The organism is Cupriavidus sp. CP313 (assembly GCF_054072015.1).
Genome location: NZ_JBSVZB010000040.1, coordinates 1 through 19,761, shown reverse-complemented (window position 1 = coordinate 19,761; position 19,761 = coordinate 1). Strand labels below are relative to the sequence as shown.

Sequence of the window (19,761 nt, the reverse complement as noted above, 5' to 3'; positions counted from 1 at the left end):
TCCGTGTGTGCCTTATTGCATGGTGGTGTCCATCCCCACCCGCCGCGTGCCTACCCGCAAGGCGTGCGTGCCGCCGTCGCGGTCGGCCCCGCCCAGCACAGTGGCGCGGCCCAGCTTCATCGCGTCCAGCGCGACTGGCGCAGCCCGGTATCCGATCACGGCATCGAGACCAAGCATGGCCTGCACGCCGATGCGAAAGCGCGGCTCCACCGGCACCAGGCTGGCCTGCACATGGGCCGGCACATCGGTCTTGAGCAGCTGCGCCAGCGCGCGGGCGAGCGCGGGCTCGCGCAGGCAGGCCGCGGGTACGAACACCGACAGCTTGTGCGCGTAGACATGAAAGGGATCGCGCCACGGGTCCTGCGCGGTCTTGAGCTGGGTCACGCCGATGCGCGCGCTTTCGTCGGGGCTGGAGGCGCCATGGCGGCCGGCCTGGACGGGCCCGACGCAGGGATCGCAGTCGTCGCCGGTCCCGCTGGCGCCCGGCAGCGGGCAGCCGGGCGCGGCCACGGGCGGCATGCCGGCGCCGAGCCGGCTGCGGTTGACGATGCGCTCGCCCCACAGCCTGGCATTGTCCGACAGCCTGCCGAATCCCAGGACCAGCCAGCGCCGCAGGATGTAGTGCTCCAGCAGCAGGCGCGGCGGGCGCCAGCGGAAACGCGGGGCAATGTCGGTCGCGCACGGCACGCACGCGGCCGGCCCGGCTGCGTAGTCGCACCAGCGCTGCAGGCCGAGGAACAGGTAAAGCGTGTGCGTCAGCCCGCGCGGCGTGCCGCGCCAGGCGAAGGCGCGCGGCGCATGCTTGATGAACTGGCGCTGCCTGGCCAGCGGCAGCGCGGACAGCCCGCTGCCGGTGCCCAGGCCAAGCCAGCCCGCCAGGAAGCCGAGGAAGTCCTGCCGGCCGCCGGCCGGCGCCGAGAGCGGGTCGAACAGGCGCGCCTGGCCGTCGATCTGGCTTTCGATGCCGCGGAACTGGCGGTCGAACAGGGCCAGCCAGCGATCGGTGAACTCGGCGCTGACCGGCTCGGCCCCGAAGATGGCCGGCAGGTAGCGGCGCCAGCTCACGCGCGGGAAGTCGACTGCGAGGCAGGCCAGCGCCGGGCTGGCGCCGCCGTCGCCACCGAGCCGCAGGCGCAGCCACAGGAAGCGGCCAGGCGGAGCCTGCAGCATGTAGTCGGCGCCGTCGAAGGCGGTGGTGCCATCGGGCTCGGGATGCAGCGTCAGCGCGGTCAGCCAGTCGCCGCTGGCGAGCAGATCGGATGGCGGCAGCTCGGTTTCGGCTGCGAGCACATCAATGGCGAGACGCGTGTGCGCCGGCAGGCTGGCGCCGAGCACGATGCGGTCCCACACGCATTCCGAGATGCCGCTGTCGAGCGCCAGCGAATACCAGGTGCCGGTCGCGGGATATTGCAGCGGCGGATCCTCGGGCGGTGCCTCCAGCAAGGTGCCGGACGGATCGAACACGCAGGGCGCGGCGCATGGCGGGCTGCACAGCGCGGACAGGTCGGCCGAGCCGTCGGCGTGTACTGTCAGCGGCAGGGGCGCGAAAGCATCGGCCACGTCGGCCGGGCGTAGCGGCGGATCGAGCCGGGTGCGTGTGGCGGGCTCGTAGAACACCACGGCTGCGGCGCCGTCGGCGGCGATCAGCAGCCTGCCATCGCAGGTGGCGGCGATGGCGGAGACGGCGCCGAAGCCTTCGTGCCGCTCCAGCACGCAGCCGGCCGGCGAAAAGCGCAGCAGCAGGCCGTGGATGCGGTCGCCGACCCAGATGTCCCCATTTGGCGCCACTGCCAGCGCGGCTGGCTGCCAGTCGTCGAGCCGGCTGCCGGCGTCGCAGGGCGGGGTCTGCAGCGGGGCGCGCCACTGGCCGCGCGCGGCGCCGGTGGCGGCATGGAGCACGATCACGCGGCGCGCGCCGGGGTCGGCCAGGTAGAGGCGAGCGCCGCTGGCGGCCAGCGTGACGGGGCCGGACGGCAGGCGCGGGTCCTGCGCGCGCAGGCAGAGGGCATCGGTAAATGCGCAGGCGCAGGGGTCGAAGCGCAGCAGGCGGCGGCCGCTGGCGTCGAACAGCAGCAGCGCCTGCTGGCAAGGGCCGAGCGTGGCCAGCGCCAGATGCCGGGGCAGCACCAGCCCGCCGAAGCTGCCGCTGGCTTCCAGCAGGGTGCGGCCGGAGCCCGGCAGCGGCAACAGCGTCAAGGCGCCGCATTCGCCCAGGGGACCAATGGTGGGGGCCGGGACGACTGGCGGCTTGCCGGGCAGCGTGCGCCAGCCGAGGTGGCCGTTGAGCACCAGCGTATAGGGATCGTGCGGCGGGCGTGGCACCGGCGGCAGGTAGGCCGCGTGGGAGGCCGGTCCGGCCGGGAGTGCGCCGGTGCCGGCGGGGAGGGTGCAGGGCTGGTTCATGCGTCCACCTCGCTGGTCTCGTACTGGACGCCGAGCGCGAGCGAATCGTCCGCCAGCCGCAGCAGGGCGCCGCCGCCGACCGGCACGTTGGCGCAGGCGGGGTTGTCGACGCCGTCGAGCTCGAACAGCAGGTCGTCGACGCTGACCACGCCGGGCAGCAGCAGCCGCTGCACCACGCGCGAGTAATTGATGTCGCCGCCGAACGGCCAGCCGCTGCCGTCGGCTTCCAGACTGCTGTCCTCGCCGCCGACAAGCGGATGGAAGTAGCGCCGCAGCGTCAGCAGCGCGGCCTGCTTGACCGCGGCGAGGTCGGCGTCGCCGGCCACGGTCAGCGTGGCCTTGAGTCTGAGCAGCCGGTAGGTTGGCGCCAGCACGTAGAGCTCGGTAGTGGCCAGGCGGCGCTGATCCAGCCAGGCGCAGACCTCTCGCAGTAGCCCCTCGGTGGGCTGGGGGGCGGGGTCGTCGAGCGGGCGCTGCGGGTCGCTGGCTTCCGGCACGATCACCACGCTGACCACGCCCGGCACTTCGACACCGGGGAAGGCCGGATGGAACAGCGGCAGCGCCCTGGCGCGCGCCACCCCGCCGACCTGGCGGGCGTGCAGCTCGAAGTCGTCGCGGGTGACGGCACGCTCGTGGCTCTTGAGCGTGGCGGCGGCGCGCTCGCGGGCGGCTTCCAGGGTCTCTTCGTCGCCGCCGCCGAAGGCCGGAAACAGGTTGCCCACGCCCTCGGTATCGATGCCGGGCAGGCTGCCGCGCAGCGTGGTGATGACGCCGGCGCCAACATTGCCTTGCGCGCCGCCGCCGATGCGGTAGCGCCGCGCGACGATGTTGGCGGGCCGGTTGGGGTTGGCCACGGGAATGCGGCCGCCGATGCCGTGGAAGCGGATCTCGCCAGTAGTGCGGTTGAGCACGAAGTGCGGGTCGTCCGGGCCGGAGGCGAGGAAGTCCGGCACTTCCTGCCACGGCTGCAGGCCATCGCCCTCGTCGACTTCGAGCGCCAGGCTGCCGGCCAGCACCGGGTGCTGGGCAAGCTGGAACACCTGGTCGGGCATGCCGGTACTGCGCCCGACGATCTCGGCATCGACCGACTGCGCGGCGATCGCCGGCACGGTGTTGGTGCGCACCGCCAGCAGCCGCGGCGGCCGCTGGTAGGCACCCTTGGCAAGACGGGCGCGCAGCCAGTAGCGCGGCGCCGCCACCTTGCCCAGCACCGCGCGCTGCGGGCCGCCGCGCGGCGCGGCCCCGAGCAGCACGTGGCCGCTGCGGGTGAAGGCGGCGGTGTCGTCCCTGAGCGTGTCGAGCGGGTACCAATCCTTGCCGTTCCAGTATTCCCACGCCAGCGTGGCGGGCGGCGCGGTGGCGAGCGGGCTGTCGACGTAGAGCGGGGCGCGCGCGTCGCGCCGGCCGATCCAGACCGCCAGGTCGATCGGCACGGTGGGAAAATCCAGCGCCGAGTCGAAGCCGAGCATCAGCGCGTTGCCGAGGCGCACGGCGGGGCCGAAGGCGAGAAAGCCCGCCTGCACCTCGGCATTGGCCGTGCTGACATCGGTGGTCTGCAGCCCCTGGTAGACCTGCACTGCATCGAGCCTGGCGGAAATGGCGGTCAGCGCCTTCTCGGTCTCGAACACGACGGGCCGTTCCTCGCCCGGCACCTCGGCCGCCACCTGGGTGTGCATCGGCACGATCAGGGTCGGCTCGGCGAAGCCTGGCTGCACCGGGAAGCTCAGCTCGGCCCGCGCGGGCCGCGCCGGCATCAGCTCGATGCCGAGCAGCTCGAGGAACTTCAGGTAGTTGAGCTTGGGCACCCGTCCCAGCCGGGCGATCAGCAGGTCGCTCATCCACGCCATCAGCTGCACCACGGCCATGCCCGGCTCGTTGTCGTTGACGTCGTTCCACTCCGGCGTGTAGCGGGAAATGCGCGCGCGCGCCTCGGCCACGATGTCGGCATAGCGCCTGTCGTCGATCACCGGGTATTCATTCCTGAGCGGCATGATCTCTCGCCTAGACGAAGGATTCGTTGATGTAGAACGGGTACACCAGGTTGGCCAGCGAGTTGTTGGCGCGGATGCGGTAGTCGATGCGGATCAGCAGCAGGCTGGGCTGGGTGGGGTCGAAGTCTGCCGTCACCGCCAGCACGTCGATGCGCGCCTCCCACGCCGCCAGCGCCTCGCGCACCGCGTCCACGGCCTCGGTGCGGGTGGTGGGGTCGTTGGGGGCGAACAGCAGGTCGTGGATGGCGCAGCCGAACGCCGGCTGCATCACGCGCTCGCCCAGCCGGGTGCCGAGGATCAGGTAGATGGATTCTTCGATGCGCTGTTCGGCGCGGGCGAGCGCGAGCTTGCCGCGCGGGGTGACGCCGAGCGGAAAGGCGAAGCCGGTGCCGAGGAAGTCCTGTTTCATGTCAGCCTCCCAATGCGTCCGCCACCAGTTGCAGCGCCTTGACCAGGTCTTCGAGCGTGGTGACCACGTTCTGCATGCTCTCGATGTCTTCGGCCGAGCCGATGGTCGGCGTCTTGATCGGGTCGACGCCCGCAATGCCCATGAAGGGCTCGGCCAGCGACAGGATCACCAGCACCGGGTCGATCGCCGACATCATGTGCTGGGCCGAGGCATTGGCGTTGGCCTGGGCGCACTCGAGCGCCGCCATCAGCTCGCTATTGCCTTCGGCCTGCGCCGACGATATCTGCAGCGCCAGCCCGCCCATCACGGCAAGGATGCTCTTGAGCTGGCCGACGATGCACCTGAGCAGCTTGATGATCAGCAGCAGCACGTCGCGCACGAACGGAATCATCACCGCCGGAGTCGGCACCGCCAGGCAGGGCAGCACGGCCTCGGCCGCCTGCAGGAACTCCGGCACCACCTTGATCAGCGTGGGCGGGTCGGGCGGGCCCAGCGCCTTGACCACATCGATCAGCGGCTTGATCAGCTTCAGCACCTTGACCAGGCACTCAATGCTGGCCATGACCGGCGCCAGCTGCAGCACCAGCGAAAAGTTGAGCGAGCAGTCGTCGGGGATCCCCTTGGTAATGTCGACGATGCCTTTGAGCGTGCCGCCGGTGGGCAGCTGTATCTCCGCCTTGCCGGGCTTGGGCAGGGGAATGCAGACAGGCTTCTGCAGCGCTTTCTGCAACGCCTCGGGCAGCGGTACTTCGATGGGAACGTCCATGGTCGCCTCGCGATGCCGGTTAGCCCTTCCGGGGGAACAAGGAAGCCGCGACAGCGCTTCCCACCTGTCGTTCCCGCGCAGGCGGGAACCCAGCGTCTTCAAAGTCAATATCACTGAGTCCCCGCCTGCGCGGGGACGACGGTGGCCGTCTCAGTGTTGTCGCGGAACGGGAAATCATCTCGGCCTCGGTCAACTCAGATCGGCCCGCCGGTCGGTCGCACCAGCCGGTCGTTGATGGTCACGCTGCCAACCGCGTTGATGGCCAGCGCGCCGCGCGTGTTGATGCTGATATGGGTGTTGGTCATCACCACGGTGTTGCCGTGGGCGTCTTCGATGATCAGCGCGCCCTTGTTGCCGGCCGTCGGCGTGGAGTCGACCATGCGCAGCGCATGCCCGTTCCTGGAGCGGATCATGCGCTGGCGTTCGTCCTGCGAAGGCGGGCGCTGCCTGGGGTTCCACAGGAAGCCGATCACATAGGGGTGGTCCCACATGCCCTGGTCGAAGGCGAGGATCACCTCGTCGTCGATCTCCGGCATGAAGAAGGCACCGCGGTCGCTGCCGGCCATCGGCGCGGCCACCGGCACCCAGCGCTGCTCGGGCCCGGAGAGCCACGGGTAGTTGACCTGGATGCGGCCCAGCCCCTCCCGGTCGCGCACGGCGATGACCTTGCCGATCACGATGCCTGCGCTGCGTTCGCTGCGGTTCATGTGGTCTCTCCTGGGGCGAGTTGCAGGCCTGTGTCCGGGTCCTCCCGGCGCGCCGTGAACCGGGTGACATAGCCGCTGCTGTTGATGGTGTGGGTGGTTTCGGTGACGAAGTACTCGCCAGACAGGCGCGCGCCGATGCCCTGGATGTTCACGTGCGATCCGGCCCGCAGCCGTGGCAGGCCGACCACGCTGGCCTGGACCTTGACCAGCTCCTGGGCGTGGCCGGTGAGGATGTCCAGCGCGAGCTGCCTGGCCTCGTTGCGGGTCGAGACCGGGCGCGTCACCACGCGTTCCTCGCGCGGGTCGCACTGCCTGACGATCTCCAGCAGCCTGGGATTGCGCCTGAGGAACCTGGGATCGTCGAGGTCGGCGGTTTCCTCGATCGCACGCTGGCTGGCGCGGTCCCAGCCGCGCACCGTCACCTTCTTGACCTGGTTGGCGGTGGTCAGCGTGGCCTTCAGGTCGACCAGCCCGGCGCCCCAGTCCAGCCGGTAAGGGGTCGGGCCGCCCTTGGTGGAGGGGCCGAAGTAGAGACGGTCGCTGCCGTCGGCCGGATCCTGCTCGATGGTCACCACATAGCCGCGGATGCGCGCGCGCCGCCACAGGAAGTCGATGTCGTACTCGTTCTTTTGGCCGACGAAGACCAACTGCGGCTCCTGCTCGGGGTCGATGCGCACCGGCATCGGAATGCGCCGCGCGTCCTGGCCGCTGTTGCGCCAGTCGGGGTCGGTCAGGCCCTCGAAGCTCTTGGCGATCCGGCTGTCGGTAGTGTCGTGCCAGTTGCCGTCATAGCGCTTGCGGCGCAGCCGGTGCAGCCGGTTGAGGCCCCGCACTGCCAGCGTGTGCGGCCCGCCGGCGGAGAAGGTCGGCTCCATGGTGGTGAAGTTGCCGGTCAGCATCTCCACCAACTCGCTGCTGTAGCCCATCTTCACCTTGACCACCTTGGAGCAGGGCTCGAACAGGGTCTCCAGCTCGTGCAGGGTGGCATTGGCCGCGCTCTTGCTGTCGTCCGAGCCGATGTACTTGTAGCGCCGCCGCGCCGGGTCCCAGTTGCCGACGGTCAGCTCGAAGCCGTCGATCTGGTCGATGTTGTCGCGATAGGTGATGTCGACGATGTCACGCAGCACGTTGTTCTCCGGCTTGACACCGTCGATGGTCAGCTCGAACCGCGGCACGCGGAAGCCCGCGATCTCGGTGCGAGCCGATTCGAGCGCGAGGGTCAGGTATTCGTCGGCGTTCATGGCGCGTATCCGTGGTGTCCGTCGTTTCCGTCGCGCCGCTAGCGGATCGACGGCACCGTGAGCCGCAGCCCGGCTGCCAGCCGGCGCGGATCCTCGATGCCGTTCTCGTCGGCAATGGCGCGCCACTCGTCGGCCCGCTCGTAGTAGTCGCCGGCCAGTGCGCTGAGCGTTTCGCCGCGCTGCAGGACATGGGCGTGGCTGCGGTCAGGCGAGCTGGGATTCTGCTTGCCGAGCTGCTGCTCGATCGGGCGCCACTCGCGCAGCACCAGGTTCACTGTGGCACGCAGCGGAATACCCTCGGGGCTGAACAGCGTGAAGCGGCTGCGCACGCTTTCGGCCACGCCCGTGAAGCTGGTGCGCCGCTGGCTGCCGCCCCAGGCCTTGCCGACCTCGTTGCCGGGGAACTGGTCGTTCCAGATAAAGGTGACGATGGGCGGGGCATGCAGCTTTGGAATCATCTTGACCAGCTGGTAGTACTTGTCGGTTTCCTTCGTGACCGACTGCGCGCCGATGCCCATGCCCTTGTCGGTGCTGTCGCAGAAGAGCTCCAGCGTCAGCTTCTCGGCATTGCCGCGCACGTATTGCTGCAGTGGCGCGTCCAGCCCCGGGATGCCGATCTCGGCCAGTTGCACCTGCTTGTCGAACTGCAGCTCGGTCGGATTGAACTGCACCGGGTAGGTGATGGTGTTGCCGGGTTTGGGCCCCACCTGCACCTTGAACTTGCCCTTGGCCGGTATCGTCATTGCTGTGCTCCACCGATTTTTTTCCACTGCAGTCAGGTCGCTATTCGCCGCTGTGCCCGGTCTCGCCTTCCATCCAGTCCAGGTAGCCGTTGCGGGTCGAGCTTTCGCTGCCGACCTGCTTCTGGTGGGCCAGCATTTCCTGCACCGCCGGCAACAGCGCCGCGATGATGCTGCGCACGGTCTGCTCCGACAGCCCGCCGGCACCGTCGACGATGCGCACCCGGCTGACCACGCTTTCGATGATGACGTCGCTCAAAACAGACTCCCGATGGCTTGGGCAGCCTCGCCAATGGCGCCGGCCAGCGCTGCCGCGCCGCCCAGCTGGTAGAGGCCTTCGTGGGTGATGGTGACGGCCTCGACCGCCACCGCGCTTTGCTGGGCGTTGAGCTGGGGCCCGCTGTACTTGGTCGGCAGCCCGCGGCGGAAGCCCCATACGGTATGCGGCTTGTGGCGCGCGTCGCACAGCGTGATCAGGCCGTCCTTGCGCTTGCCCGAGCCCTGCGTGAAGGCATAGAACCAGTCGAACAGCTCCGTGCTCTTCGTTACGCCGTGACGCAGCACGATCTCGGTGTTGCGGATGCGCTTGGGGAACTTGAGCACGGTGCCGTTGAGCCCGCCTTCCATGAAGTCGTCGGTCTCCATCGTCATCTCCAGCCCGCTGCATTCGCTGAAGCCGGCCACCGGCGCCGGCATCAGCGGCGACAGCGCGATCCGCGTCACGGCCGAGCCGGTGGAGGCAGTCGAGTCATACAGGCTGACCAGGAAGTTGAACCCGAGCAGCGGGTCGCGGCGGGCGGCGAGGCTCATGCGAACTCCTTGCGTTCGAATAGCGAGAACACCGGCAGGTTGTCCTGCCGGCCCACGCGCAGCACGATGAATTCGGCCGGCGCGGCCGGGGCGATGCCGACCAGCGCAATCAGCTGGCCGTGCTCGCGGGCGTCGGCGCCGGTGGTGTCCTCGTCGCAACGCACGAAGAAAGATTCCTCGACGGTGCCGCCGGCAAAGGCGCCGAGCTGCCAGAACAGGGTCAGGATGGCGATCAGCGTGCTGGCCACCGCGGCGCGGGTGGGCGCGTCATTGGGCTCGAATACGGCCCAGCGCAGGGCGATGTCGAAGGCGCGCCTGAGCGCGATCAGCATGCGCACGGTATTGACGTGGCGCCATTCGGGCTCGTCGCTGACAGTGCGCGCGCCCAGCAGCATCGGCATGCGCCCGAACTCGGCGCGCAGGACATCGACGCCGGCATCATTGAGTTCGCCGTGCTGGGCATCGTTGACCGCGCTGCGCACGTCGACCACGCCCTGTACCGGGATGTTGGCCGGCGCGCGCATCACGCCGAGCGTCAGGTCGGTATTGGCGATGGCACCGGCGACGTGGCCGCAGGCGGGCACCAGCCTGACGCCGGCCACGCTGCCGGCAACCGGCGGCGCGGTGCCGTCGTTCTCGGCCACCGCCAGCCACGGCGCGTACAGCGCGGCAGCGCGTGCCGGCTGCTGTTCGACCAGCAGGCGCCGCCATTCGGTCAGCGCGCGAATGCCACGGCTGCGCCCGGTGGCGCGCTCGAAGGGGGCGGACAGCACGGCGAAGCGGTCGCCGCGCGCCTCGCAATCGGCGATCAGCGCGGTCTGCACGCGCAGGATGTCGGCCTCGGCAAAGGCGGGCGGCAGCTCGGCCGTGGCGCGCGGCTGGTGCACGCGCCGCGGCGGTGCCGGCGGCGGGCAGGGGCGGCAGGGATCGCCGGCATCCGGCGGCAGCGCCTCGTAGAGCGGGTCCGGCTGCGGGCGGATCAGGATATCCGGGGCGGCCACCAGAGAGATTTCGTCGATTTCCGCCAGCGCCTGCAGGCCGCGTGCCTTGCGCAGCCGGACGAAGTCGCTGTCGCGCGGCGAGCCCGGGGCGCCGAGGAAGTCGCTGGCGGCAAGCGCCGCCAGGCCGTCGGCGCCGAGCATGAGCGGCAGCCGCCGGCCGGCCGGCTGTGCCAGTGGCAGCGGCGGTCCGGCAGCGGGAATCGCTTCGGCCTGGATCAGTCCCGGCGGCGCGGGCAGTGCGCCGTTGGCGACCGGCGGCACGCGCAACAGGTCGGCGGCACTGCGGTAGGGCGGGGCCAGCACGATGCCCAGATAGCGCGGGTGCTGCGGCGACAGATGCAGGTCGCGGTACTGGGCGGCGAACTCGTCGCGCCGCCATACCTCCAGCGTGTAGGCGATGCGCTCCACCGTCAGCGGCTGCGCGGGGTCGAGCGCGCTCCAGGCAAGCTGGTCCGCGCCGCGCTGGCGCGGGTCGGGATGCACCCAGTAAAGCCTGCCGGCGGCTGCGTCGACATGGACCAGCACGCGATGCGCGCTCGCCGCCGGCTGCTCAAGCCGCACCAGTTCGCCTGGCGCGAAGCCGGCCACTGCCGCCAGGCGGGCACCGGTGGCGTCGGCCGCCAGCGCGCGCTGTGTCAGCGGGCGCTCGCGCCGCCATGCCACGGCCAGCTCGTTGCCCCAGCTGCCGGGCGAGGTGGCGGCCAGCCGCCAGCGCGGCATACCGGTGCTGTCGAATAGCAGCAGGCTGGCGGAGCGAGCACCGCCGCCCGGCGGCTCGTCGGCGTCGGGCCCGGCAAACTGTCGCGCCGCCACCCGCACCACCCAGCAGCGCATGCCGCCGTTGTCAAAGAAGCCGCGTACCGCGTAGGCCAGGTAGCCGCTGCCGAAGGGCCGCCCGAAATGCGCCTGGAACTGCCGCCACGATTCCACTGCCACCGGCGTATCGAGCGGGCCGCGCTCGGCCAGGCCGATGAAGGCGGCGATGTCGGTGCGCAGCACCACCGGCTCGGCGCCGGCGGCGTCGGTCCGTTCGATGCTGACTCCTGGCATGCCATGGCGCATGGCGTTCTCCGTGGTACCGGGGCAGCCCCGGCCTGGTTCAGACGGCGTTGCTGATGAGCTCGATGGTCAGCCCTTCGTGGTGCAGCTCCATGCTTTCCACTGCCACCTGGTTGCCGGTGGCGGTGAGGCTGGGGCCTTCGATCTTGTTGATCCAGGCGTTGACGAAGTTCCAGCTCAGCACGTCCTGATGCGCCTCGTTCATCAGGATCACGCTCCCGTTGCGGCGCTCGTCGGCGCCGTCGGCGATATGGCGGTACCACTCCCACAGCGTGTCGTCCTGGACGTAGCCGCGCTTGAACATCAGCGGCGTGTACTTGCGCAGGCCCTGAAGCTTGCGCACGTTGTTGGTGGGGTCCTTGCCTTCGCGGTAGTCGATCGCGTCGCCGTCGGCGGTCAGGCCGCTGACCTCGCTGAACGAGGCCACGACCAGGCCGTCGAGCTCGACGCGGAAGTTGAAGACCGGGAAGGGGTCGATGCGGATATCGGTGGCAGCCATGGCCTCGCTCCTCAGCTTTCGGCGTCGGCCGTCCACAGGCCGATGCGGATGATCACGTACTCGGCCGGCTTGACCGGCGCCACCCCGATCACCACGATCAGGCGTCCGTTGTCGATGTCGTCGCGTGTCATGGTGGTCCGGTCGCACTTGACGAAGAAGCCCTGCTCGGGCGTGGTTCCCTCAAGCGCACCGTTGCGCCACACGGTGGTCAGGAAGTTGGTGATGCTGCGCCGCACGCGCGCCCACAGTTCCTCGGCGTTGGGCTCGAACACCACCCACTGCATGCCGCGGTCGATCGAGTCCTCCAGGAAGATCAGCAGGCGGCGCACGTTGAGGTACCTGAACTCGCTCTCCGAGGTGATGCAGCGCGCGCCCCACACCCGCAGCCCGCGGTTGTTCGGGCGGAAGTCGCGCACCACGTTGATATTGGTCGGATAGGGGTTGAGGATGTCCTGCTCGCCCTTGCTGAAGTAGCGCGTCAGCCCGGTGATCCCGCGCACCACTTCGTTGGCCGGCGCCTTGTGCACCCCGCGTTCATTGTCGACCCGGGCATAGATGCCGAGCATGTGGCCGGACGGGGGAACCGGCACCTGCCGCAGGTTCGCCAGGTTCTGCGGGAACGGGTCGGGAATGGTCAGCCAGGGGTGGTAGATCGCGGCGTAGCGCGAGTCGTACTGGCTGCGCAGGTTCTGCACGTCGGCCAGCGTGTCGTTGTCCGGCGGCGGGCCGTCGAGCACGGCGAAGCGGTAGCGCATCAACTCGCACTGGTCGATCAGCGCCTGCTGCAGAGCCGCCGTGGTCTGGCCGGGGATAGCGACCAGCGAGATGTTCTGCGGGTTCTTCAGCGCCTGCAGGCCGGTGCGCAGGTCGGGTTCGTTGTTGTCCGCGCCAGCGTACATCGGGTCATTCATCAGCGTGACGGCGTCGCTGCCGCCGGCCAGCGGCAGGCGGGCCGGACGCACCAGGCCGGAGGGCAGCAGGTCGGTCAGCGCCTCGGGCCCGAGCCGGATCGCGGTGCGGTTGGCCATCACCGGTTCGAGGTCGAGCACGCGGATGTAGCCGGAAGCGCCTTCTGAGCGGCGGTCCCAGCGCCGCAGCGGATTGCCGGCGTCGTCGGTGGGCGAGCCCGGCGTGAAGGTGGCGCCGATCACGCGCTCGAAATAGCGGCTGTGGCGCGGGTCCATCGATAGCTGGCGGAAGCTTTCCTGGTCGAGCAGGTTGTCGTTGCGGGTCGGCACGGCGGGGTCGGGGCGCTGGCGCAGGTAGACCGTCAGGCTGAACTCGCGCGAGCGGATGCGCGCATTGAGGCCGGCCATCAGTGCGTTGTTGACCGCATTCATATGCACCGCCTGCAGCCCGGGCGGATCGAGCAGCACCAGCCGGTTGGGACGGTCGATCGCGCGCGCCTTGAGCAGCGCGGCCCCGGCCACGGGCGTGCCGTCGGGCTCGAGCAGCTCGAGGATGCTGCCGGGCTCGACACCGGTCAGCGTGGCCAGTTGCAGCGACGAGAACATGCCCGGCCCGGGCGGCGGGCTGGCGGCCAGCACGCCGGCGTTGGCCGCCAGGCCGCTGGCCTCGTCGGCGGCGGCGATCATGAGGCGGTCGCCCCAGCTGCCGGCATCCAGCGCCTGCACCGCGAACAGGCGGTTGCGCTCGACGATCGCCGCGCCGGCGGCATGGCTGAAGTCCAGCCGGTCGTCGAGTTCGATCTCGGCCGGGTTTGCATTGACGGCGGCGCCATCGAGGCGATGGTAGTAGTCGATGCCGTCCGGGGTGGTGAAGCGGACCACTTCCGGGAGCACCACGCCGTAGCCGGTGCCGTCGCCCACCAGCAACTGCTCGCTGCCGGGCGCGGGCGGCAGCACCAGTGCCGCGGGCTGGCGCGTGGTGTCGACCGCCACTTCCTGGCGCACCACTTCGGCGCCGCTGGCGTGGCTGCCGCGCAGCGCGTGCGCGAGCTGGACCACCCCGGCATCGGGTGAGACACCGCGTTCGCCCAGCACGCGGACAATGGAGACATACTCCTCGGCCGGCGCCACGCCGATGCGCAGCACATCGCCGGCATCGAGGCCCAGGCGGTTATCCAGCGCCAGGGTGGCGGCGCCCGGCCCGGCGCCCTGCGTGGTGTGGCGCAGCGCGAAGGTGGCGGTGCTGCCGGCTGCAGGCACCGCCGGCAGCGGCGCCTGCAGCGCGCCTGCGCCTGTGGTGGCGTTGACCGCGCTGATGGTGGCGGTATTGCCGCCGATGGTGATGCTCATGCCGGGCGCCAGGCCGCTGACGTCGTCGAGCGGCACCACGTCAGCGCGCAGCAGGGCCCGCGCGGTGTTGGCATTTCCGCCCACCGTGACCGCGGTGCCGGGAGCCGGCGCTGCTGCCAGCGCGGTGGCCAGCACCACCGCGCGCAGGTCGGCCAGCACCGTGCCTACCGGGGCGGTATCGCCGGCGTTGTCGAAAATCATGCCGGGCTCGACGCCGTTGACGCTGTCGAGCGGGACCACGCGCTCGGTGGGGTATGCCACCACATTGGCCGCCACGGCGCCAACCTGTACCGCATCGCCGGCTGCCAGGGCAGGGCCGGGCAGTGGCGCGGCCAGGCGCACGAGGCCCAGGGTGGGATTGACTGCCGCTACCACCTGGTTGTTGGCGCCAAAGGCGAAAGTCATGCCGGCCGCCATGCCGGCCACGGTATCGAGCGGGACCACCAGGTTGGTCGGCAGATCGACCACGGTGCGCGCGTCATCGCCCGGCGTGACGAGCTGGCCGATGGTGCCGGCCGGATAGGCCCCGTAGGCCGGCACGTCGAGCGGCAACTCGGCCAGCGTGCCGACGCGCTGCACCTCTTCCTGCGTGCTGCCGACGCCCACCACCACCAGGTTGCCGGCGGTGCTGAAGCTGGGCCCGTACAGCAGCAGGTCGCCGGCGCTGGCGGCGACGGTCAGGTTGACGTTCGCACCGGCCGGGATGTCGAGGCCGTCGACCTGCGCGCCGCGTGCATGAGCCAGGCGCAGCGGGGTTTCCAGCAGGACGCGGGCCTCGGTCGTGCTCAGGCCGACCACGGCAGCGGCAAACACATATTCGGCGCCGTCAACCTGCAGCAACTGGTGGGTCAGCGGCAGCAGGTTGGTGATCAGCGCCGCGGTACCGCTCAGCACGATCTCGGTGGCGCCGGCGTGGGCCTCGTCGCGCAGCGTGAAGGGACTCAGCGTGGCCGCCACGGTGACCGCGATATCCCGTGCCGGCGCGCCGGCCGGGTGCGAGAAATACAGCGGCAGGGTCAGCGACGTATGGCTGGGCACGGCGCCGATCGCCTGCACCTGGCGGTAGTCGGCACGGCTGCCGTCGCCGACGCGTACCCAGTCGTTGACGGCGAAGTTGGCCGGGTCCAGTACGTAGAGCAGCGGCAGGTTGACGGCGGTTCCGGTGTCCTGCAGCGCCGGTCGCAGCAGCACGGTGCCGCCCACGGCGGCATTGGCCAGGTCGAGGTGGAACATGTCGCGCCCGGCGCGCTCGGCCTCGTCGGGCAGCACGCGCGTCACGTAGGCGCGCTTGCCGCCGTTGAGGAAGAAGCCCTCGACGGCATGCGGCAGGTAGCAGTGCGCCCGTCCGCCCGGGCCGGTGAACTCGTCCGGCGGCAGCGTGCCGCCGAACAGCCGCTGGAACTCGCCGAAGCTGGTCACCAGTTGCGGCACGTTGAGCGGGCCCCGCTCGGTCACGCCGACCAGCCCGCAGGTGCTGGTGCTGACCCCTTCGATCGGCTTGTTGCTCGCCTGGGTTTCCTCGACATAGACGCCGGGTGCGAGATATTCGGGCATGTTGGTTCCCCTATGCGGTTGCGGGATGGACCGGGATCGGGCGGATCATTCGAAGGCCACCGGCAAGGTCTGCTCGGCCAGCCCGTAGTCGGGCTCGATGGTCAGCAGCAGAGGTTGCGGCGGCGCCGGGTGGGTGGCACGCAGCCGGAACAAGGCCAGGCGCGACAGGCGCGGCAGACGGAAATGGCCGTTGGCGTCCGCCACCGTGGCGTAGTGGTCGATGCGCTGGTATTCAAGCGGATTCACGCCGTCGTCGATCTGCACCAGCGACAGGGCGGGCCAGGGCGCGGCGATCGTCAGGAAGGCGCTGGGATCGCCCGCCAGCGCTGCGCGCGACAGGCTGCGCGGATCGTGCGTGGCGGGTACGCTGGCCGGTACCACCTGCGCCTGACGGCGGTGCAGGTGCCTGAGCGGGTAGTCCAGCTCGATCCAGGCCGGCTGGTCGTCGGACAAGCCGGTATCGACGGAGCGGATGCCGATCACCTCGCCGCGCGCGGCGTCCGCGGCATCGATCAGCAGCGGCATGCCGGGCGCAAGCGTGACCCGGTTGTCCAGCCGCAGCCGCTGCGTGCCGGGCGCGGCCGGCAGCAGCAGGCGCTTGGTTTGCGGCAGGTCTTCAATGAAGTCGCAGCGCGCCAGCGTGGCAGCAGCGTGGCTGCGGTAGAACCCGGGTGCCAGGGCTACCAGGTTCGCCGGCTCCATCACCGCCGGGGGCATCACATTGGGCGGCGGGTAGGTGGGCCAGAGGCCGTCGATCTCGACCGTGGCGCCGGACAGCGGCAGGTTGGCCGGCGTGGCGCGCTGCACGACCCGGCCCTTGAAGGCGACGCCGGTGCGGTGCATGAACACGTCGCCATGATCCAGCGTCGCGAAGTCGTCGGGAAAGCCGGCGAAGGGGCCAAGCGTGCCATCGATGTCGAGCGGCAGGTAGCCGTGCGCGGCAATATGCAGCGGCACCGCTGCTGCGGCCAGCGCGAGCCCCGGGAACAGGCTCGCGGGACGGCCGGCCAGGCCGACCAGGCCATCGCGCGCGATGCGCTGGGCCACATGCAGCGCCAGGCGCGGATCGGGCGTGCTCACCAGGTCGGCATGCACCGGCAGCAGCGTGATCTCGTCCACCACGCGCGCCTGCACCAGCGCCCGCAGCCGGGCGCCCGGCGCCTGCAGCGGATCGGGGCAGAAGTGCCAGCCGGCGGCGCCGACCTGTTCCGGGCGGCAGTCCATCACGCCGGCTCCTGCAGGCTGGCCAGGCCATGTTCGGACAGCACCGAGTCCACCGGCGTTACCTGCTCCGGATCGATGGCCGAGGCGATCGGGACAATGCTCATCTCGAACGACACGCACAACTGGTAGGGCTTGTCGAGCGCGTCCCAGACCCGGGTGATCTCCTCCAGCGAAAGCGGCTCCAGCCGCATGAAGAACTCCAGCCCCGAGCCGGCCAGCGTGCCCGCCAGCCGGGCGCCGCTGATGCTGGCATCGTCGTGAAAGAGCTGCAGGATCTTGCCCAGGATCAGGTGCTCGAGGTCGGTGGCATCGTCGCGCTCGTCGGCCACCTGCGGCGTGATCAGGAAATGCAGGCGCAGCGGCAGCGGGCGGCGCTCGAGACGGTCGGCCGCGCTGCGGCGCGGCGGCCGGTTGAGCGTAAATTCTTCGCGCTGGACCAGGTAGAGCCACAGCGAAATGCCTTCGTTGTCGTGGTCATCGAGTTCCTGCGGCGTATCCAGCGAAACGATCATCGTGCCGATGGCGTCAGGCATCGGATCGGCCGGGTCGAAGTAGGGCGAGAGGTCGGGGTCGTCCTGGAGCGCCTGCTCGATGTAGCGGCGCAGGCTCTGGCAGGCATCGCGTATCGCTGTTTTCATCGGTTCAGTGTCCGTTCTCGGGTCTGCTCTCAGTGCCGGGCTGGCTGGCCCCGGCGCTGTACAGGTAGTCGCCGGAGGGCAGGCGCCGTGCCGCCAGCACCCCGTCGCGCACCAGTGCCTCCAGTGCCCGGGCGACCGTGGCGGGGTCGGCCTGTACGCCCGCCGGCAACCACCAGCGGGCAATGCCTTCGCCGGTGTCGGCCGCCCTCGGATAGCGGCGAACGTACCCGGCGACCTGCATCGCGACGGCAGCTGCGCTGGCGTCAAGACCTGAAACCGAGGTGTCGACCATATCGGTAGCCGTCGCGAGTAGGGCTGTGTTCCCCGGTAATAGCGCAACATCCGCGCCAGGTCGGCGATCCCTTATGCCGCGCGGGACGGCAGCCGGCCGGCCTGGCGGGTGGGGCGCCATGGCCCCGGCGGCCGGCGGGCAATCTTCAGGGAAAACAAGCGGTTGGGGCTACGCGCGGGGTGGGGCGCGGGCGCCCCGGTTGTGGCGGCGCTGCCCCGCCCTGCCATGGGTCGCGCGGACACACGGGCGAGTGGCTGGCGAGTGGACTGGCGCCTATGCTACATAAGAGAAAAGGAAAGCAGCGTGATGCGATTTCAGAGCCCGCGTAGAAGCGCCTGGGTGGCGTTGAAGTTTTTCACAGGGATCGCGGTCGCAGTGACGGCGGCAGACATTGGGGGCGTTATTCCAACAATGGCCGGCGCGCTGAGGACGTGCAAAGGAGTGGCGGCGGAAATTCGGACAGTCGGATAAGTGGAAAAGCTGGGGCCTGAGCCGGCCATAATGGCAGGCATAAAGGACCCAGAAGATGACGAAACAGACGGACCCACTCGGCAACCTTCAAGGCCAAGGTGGCCATGGCCGCGCTCAAGGGCGACAAGACGCTGGCGGAGCTGGCCCGACGCGGCCCTTGGCCGGGCTCGAATTGGCGCACAGGATGTCGATGTTGAGCTCGAACAGCGCGCGCCCGAACTGGGTGTAGCCGCGGCCTTCGGCGTTCTCCCTGGCGTTGACGCGGAAGATGCCGGCCTTGTCCGAATAGAACGCCATCGGCTTGCCGTGGCGCTCGACATAGGCGCGCGTGGCGGTGAAATAGGCCGGCGTCGACTCGCTTGGCACGAACAGCAGTTGCATCAGGCGTCCGGTGGCATCGTCGACAAACACCAGCAGCGTGCAGGCTGGCGCCCGGTCCTCGAACCAGGCGTGGTCGCTGCCGTCGATCTGCACCAGCTCGCCTAAGCAGGCGCGGCGGTTCCTCGGCTGGTGGATCTTGGGCGGGCGCAGCTTCCTCGGCACCCAGAAACCGGTGTCGATCATGATCCGGCGCACCGTCTCCGTGGCCAGGTCGATGCCGTGCCTCTCGCGCAGCTTCTCGGCGGCCAGGGTCGGACCGAAGTCGGCATAGCTGTCGCGGATCAGTCCGCGGACGCGTGATTCCAGCCCCGGTGGCAACTGGCGATTGCTGCTGCGGCCGCGCTTGCGCGAAGTCAACCCAGCAGGACCGTCTTCCTGCAAGCGCAGGACCAGCCGTCGTACATGACGTGCACTGATGCCCAGCCGCTCGGCGGCGCGCCAGCGCGCTAGATGGCCGTCCGACACCGCCTGAATGACCTTGAGCCGGTCCAGTTCTCGCATGCTCATGGTGATGGTTCCTTGCCCATGCATGGCCGGCTCCCGTTTGCCTCGGAAAGCTGGCTAAGATAGGCCGCTAAAGTGGCTAGGTGACATTTCTATTTGGCTCAGAAGTGACATTACTTAAAATCCCCAACAAGCAATGTCAAAGCTAAATTCAAATGTCCGGTCTCTGGCCAAGTTGAAATGTCCGGTTAGCTCTCGACTTGCTTGATAGGCTCTGGGGTGAACGTAGGGCGGTGGTGCTGGCCTGACACGACTGAGTCCAGCTCAGAGTGAAGCCGACATGCAATGTCAAAGCTAAATTGAAATGTCCGGTCTCTGGCCAAGTTGAAATGTCCGGTTAGCTCTCGACTTGCTTGATCAGCTCTGAGGTGAACCTAGGGCGGTGGTGCTGGCCTGACACGACTGAGTCCAGCTCAGAGTGAAGCCGTCCTGCCAGCAGAGCCGCGTTGAACTACCAGTAGCAATTGGGATCAGTTCTCCGTTCCGTTAAGCGGCCACGGCTGCTCCTGCAACCGTTGCAGAGCTTCCAACATATCGTTCTGGCCCAGCGACCGCTGCGACTTCTTGCCGGGCGGTCGTCCTCGGTTGCGGGGAACTCCCTCGGTGCCAGGCACAGATAGTGACCGCGTGTTGTCGCGCTTCTCCTGAACGTATTGGGCCAACTGCAGCACGTGTCCCAGGCGCTTGTTGTCCACGATCGCACCCTGGTCCACTTCCGACAGCCGGTCATAGGTGGTGTAGGGCAGGGCGGCGCCATTCGCCCGCGGCTCGATCCTGCCATCCGGGTAGTGATAGACATCGATGTAGCGGCCG

15 protein-coding genes and 2 pseudogenes are annotated in these 19,761 nt (G+C 69.5%); all 17 read right to left on the bottom strand.

All coding sequences use genetic code 11. The annotated features are described in order from the left end of the window. Positions 1 to 12: 12 nt before the first annotated feature. Complete coding sequence (locus ACW4E8_RS35395; protein ID WP_456808758.1) at positions 13 to 2,403, bottom strand: hypothetical protein; 2,391 nt, start codon at positions 2,401 to 2,403, stop codon at positions 13 to 15. Next, a complete protein-coding gene (locus tag ACW4E8_RS35390) occupies positions 2,400 to 4,394 on the bottom strand; it encodes a putative baseplate assembly protein (protein WP_456808757.1) in 1,995 nt (664 codons plus the stop codon). Before ACW4E8_RS35390 ends, ACW4E8_RS35395 begins: the two co-directional genes overlap by 4 nt. Positions 4,395 to 4,404: 10 nt before the next feature. Further along, positions 4,405 to 4,803 carry a GPW/gp25 family protein gene (locus tag ACW4E8_RS35385; protein WP_435385401.1) on the bottom strand — a complete coding sequence of 133 codons (399 nt, stop codon included), beginning with the start codon at positions 4,801 to 4,803 and terminating at the stop codon, positions 4,405 to 4,407. Between the two features lies 1 nt (position 4,804). Continuing rightward, complete coding sequence (locus ACW4E8_RS35380; protein WP_435385400.1) at positions 4,805 to 5,569, bottom strand: hypothetical protein; 765 nt, start codon at positions 5,567 to 5,569, stop codon at positions 4,805 to 4,807. 194 nt (positions 5,570 to 5,763) lie between these two features. Then, entirely contained in the window at positions 5,764 to 6,276 is a 513-nt protein-coding gene (locus ACW4E8_RS35375) for a phage baseplate assembly protein V (RefSeq protein ID WP_456808756.1), read from the bottom strand. Beyond that, positions 6,273 to 7,517, bottom strand: a complete 1,245-nt coding sequence (locus tag ACW4E8_RS35370) for a phage late control D family protein (RefSeq protein WP_456808755.1) — start codon at positions 7,515 to 7,517, stop codon at positions 6,273 to 6,275. The genes ACW4E8_RS35375 and ACW4E8_RS35370 overlap by 4 nt, the downstream gene beginning before the upstream one ends. A gap of 38 nt (positions 7,518 to 7,555) precedes the next feature. Then, the gene (locus tag ACW4E8_RS35365; protein WP_456808754.1) at positions 7,556 to 8,260 is read right to left on the bottom strand and encodes a CIS tube protein; all 705 of its coding nucleotides are present in this window, start codon (positions 8,258 to 8,260) and stop codon (positions 7,556 to 7,558) included. 40 nt (positions 8,261 to 8,300) lie between these two features. Further along, the gene (locus ACW4E8_RS35360; RefSeq protein WP_456808753.1) at positions 8,301 to 8,516 is read right to left on the bottom strand and encodes a hypothetical protein; all 216 of its coding nucleotides are present in this window, start codon (positions 8,514 to 8,516) and stop codon (positions 8,301 to 8,303) included. Beyond that, positions 8,513 to 9,067 (bottom strand): phage tail protein, encoded by a 555-nt coding sequence (locus ACW4E8_RS35355; protein ID WP_435385395.1) that lies wholly within the window; start codon positions 9,065 to 9,067, stop codon positions 8,513 to 8,515. Before ACW4E8_RS35355 ends, ACW4E8_RS35360 begins: the two co-directional genes overlap by 4 nt. After that, positions 9,064 to 11,130, bottom strand: a complete 2,067-nt coding sequence (locus ACW4E8_RS35350) for a phage tail sheath family protein (RefSeq protein ID WP_456808752.1) — start codon at positions 11,128 to 11,130, stop codon at positions 9,064 to 9,066. Before ACW4E8_RS35350 ends, ACW4E8_RS35355 begins: the two co-directional genes overlap by 4 nt. A gap of 37 nt (positions 11,131 to 11,167) precedes the next feature. Further along, complete coding sequence (locus tag ACW4E8_RS35345) at positions 11,168 to 11,626, bottom strand: phage tail protein (RefSeq protein WP_456808751.1); 459 nt, start codon at positions 11,624 to 11,626, stop codon at positions 11,168 to 11,170. Between the two features lie 11 nt (positions 11,627 to 11,637). After that, positions 11,638 to 15,438 carry a phage tail sheath C-terminal domain-containing protein gene (locus ACW4E8_RS35340; RefSeq protein ID WP_456808750.1) on the bottom strand — a complete coding sequence of 1,267 codons (3,801 nt, stop codon included), beginning with the start codon at positions 15,436 to 15,438 and terminating at the stop codon, positions 11,638 to 11,640. Positions 15,439 to 15,483: 45 nt separating this feature from the next. After that, on the bottom strand, positions 15,484 to 16,662 hold the full coding sequence (locus tag ACW4E8_RS35335) for a hypothetical protein (RefSeq protein ID WP_456808749.1): 1,179 nt from the start codon (positions 16,660 to 16,662) through the stop codon (positions 15,484 to 15,486). Further along, a complete protein-coding gene (locus ACW4E8_RS35330) occupies positions 16,662 to 17,300 on the bottom strand; it encodes a DUF4255 domain-containing protein (protein WP_435385390.1) in 639 nt (212 codons plus the stop codon). Before ACW4E8_RS35330 ends, ACW4E8_RS35335 begins: the two co-directional genes overlap by 1 nt. A 4-nt stretch (positions 17,301 to 17,304) precedes the next feature. After that, positions 17,305 to 17,592: a hypothetical protein gene (locus ACW4E8_RS35325; RefSeq protein WP_456808748.1), complete on the bottom strand. Its 288-nt coding sequence runs from the start codon at positions 17,590 to 17,592 to the stop codon at positions 17,305 to 17,307. Positions 17,593 to 18,210: 618 nt separating this feature from the next. After that, positions 18,211 to 18,975: pseudogene (locus ACW4E8_RS35320) on the bottom strand (ISNCY family transposase); the annotation flags it as partial. A gap of 443 nt (positions 18,976 to 19,418) precedes the next feature. Next, positions 19,419 to 19,761, bottom strand: a pseudogene (locus ACW4E8_RS35315) (ISNCY family transposase); the annotation flags it as partial.

What these genes read in the sequence shown, in the direction of transcription:
- ACW4E8_RS35395 (WP_456808758.1), bottom strand. Translation starts at nt 2,403, where the DNA reads ATGAACCAGCCCTGCACCCTCCCCGCCGGCACCGGCGCACTCCCGGCC.
- ACW4E8_RS35390 (WP_456808757.1), bottom strand. Translation starts at nt 4,394, where the DNA reads ATGCCGCTCAGGAATGAATACCCGGTGATCGACGACAGGCGCTATGCC.
- ACW4E8_RS35385 (WP_435385401.1), bottom strand. Translation starts at nt 4,803, where the DNA reads ATGAAACAGGACTTCCTCGGCACCGGCTTCGCCTTTCCGCTCGGCGTC.
- ACW4E8_RS35380 (WP_435385400.1), bottom strand. Translation starts at nt 5,569, where the DNA reads ATGGACGTTCCCATCGAAGTACCGCTGCCCGAGGCGTTGCAGAAAGCG.
- ACW4E8_RS35375 (WP_456808756.1), bottom strand. Translation starts at nt 6,276, where the DNA reads ATGAACCGCAGCGAACGCAGCGCAGGCATCGTGATCGGCAAGGTCATC.
- ACW4E8_RS35370 (WP_456808755.1), bottom strand. Translation starts at nt 7,517, where the DNA reads ATGAACGCCGACGAATACCTGACCCTCGCGCTCGAATCGGCTCGCACC.
- ACW4E8_RS35365 (WP_456808754.1), bottom strand. Translation starts at nt 8,260, where the DNA reads ATGACGATACCGGCCAAGGGCAAGTTCAAGGTGCAGGTGGGGCCCAAA.
- ACW4E8_RS35355 (WP_435385395.1), bottom strand. Translation starts at nt 9,067, where the DNA reads ATGAGCCTCGCCGCCCGCCGCGACCCGCTGCTCGGGTTCAACTTCCTG.
- ACW4E8_RS35350 (WP_456808752.1), bottom strand. Translation starts at nt 11,130, where the DNA reads ATGCGCCATGGCATGCCAGGAGTCAGCATCGAACGGACCGACGCCGCC.
- ACW4E8_RS35345 (WP_456808751.1), bottom strand. Translation starts at nt 11,626, where the DNA reads ATGGCTGCCACCGATATCCGCATCGACCCCTTCCCGGTCTTCAACTTC.
- ACW4E8_RS35340 (WP_456808750.1), bottom strand. Translation starts at nt 15,438, where the DNA reads ATGCCCGAATATCTCGCACCCGGCGTCTATGTCGAGGAAACCCAGGCG.
- ACW4E8_RS35335 (WP_456808749.1), bottom strand. Translation starts at nt 16,662, where the DNA reads ATGGACTGCCGCCCGGAACAGGTCGGCGCCGCCGGCTGGCACTTCTGC.
- ACW4E8_RS35330 (WP_435385390.1), bottom strand. Translation starts at nt 17,300, where the DNA reads ATGAAAACAGCGATACGCGATGCCTGCCAGAGCCTGCGCCGCTACATC.
- ACW4E8_RS35325 (WP_456808748.1), bottom strand. Translation starts at nt 17,592, where the DNA reads ATGGTCGACACCTCGGTTTCAGGTCTTGACGCCAGCGCAGCTGCCGTC.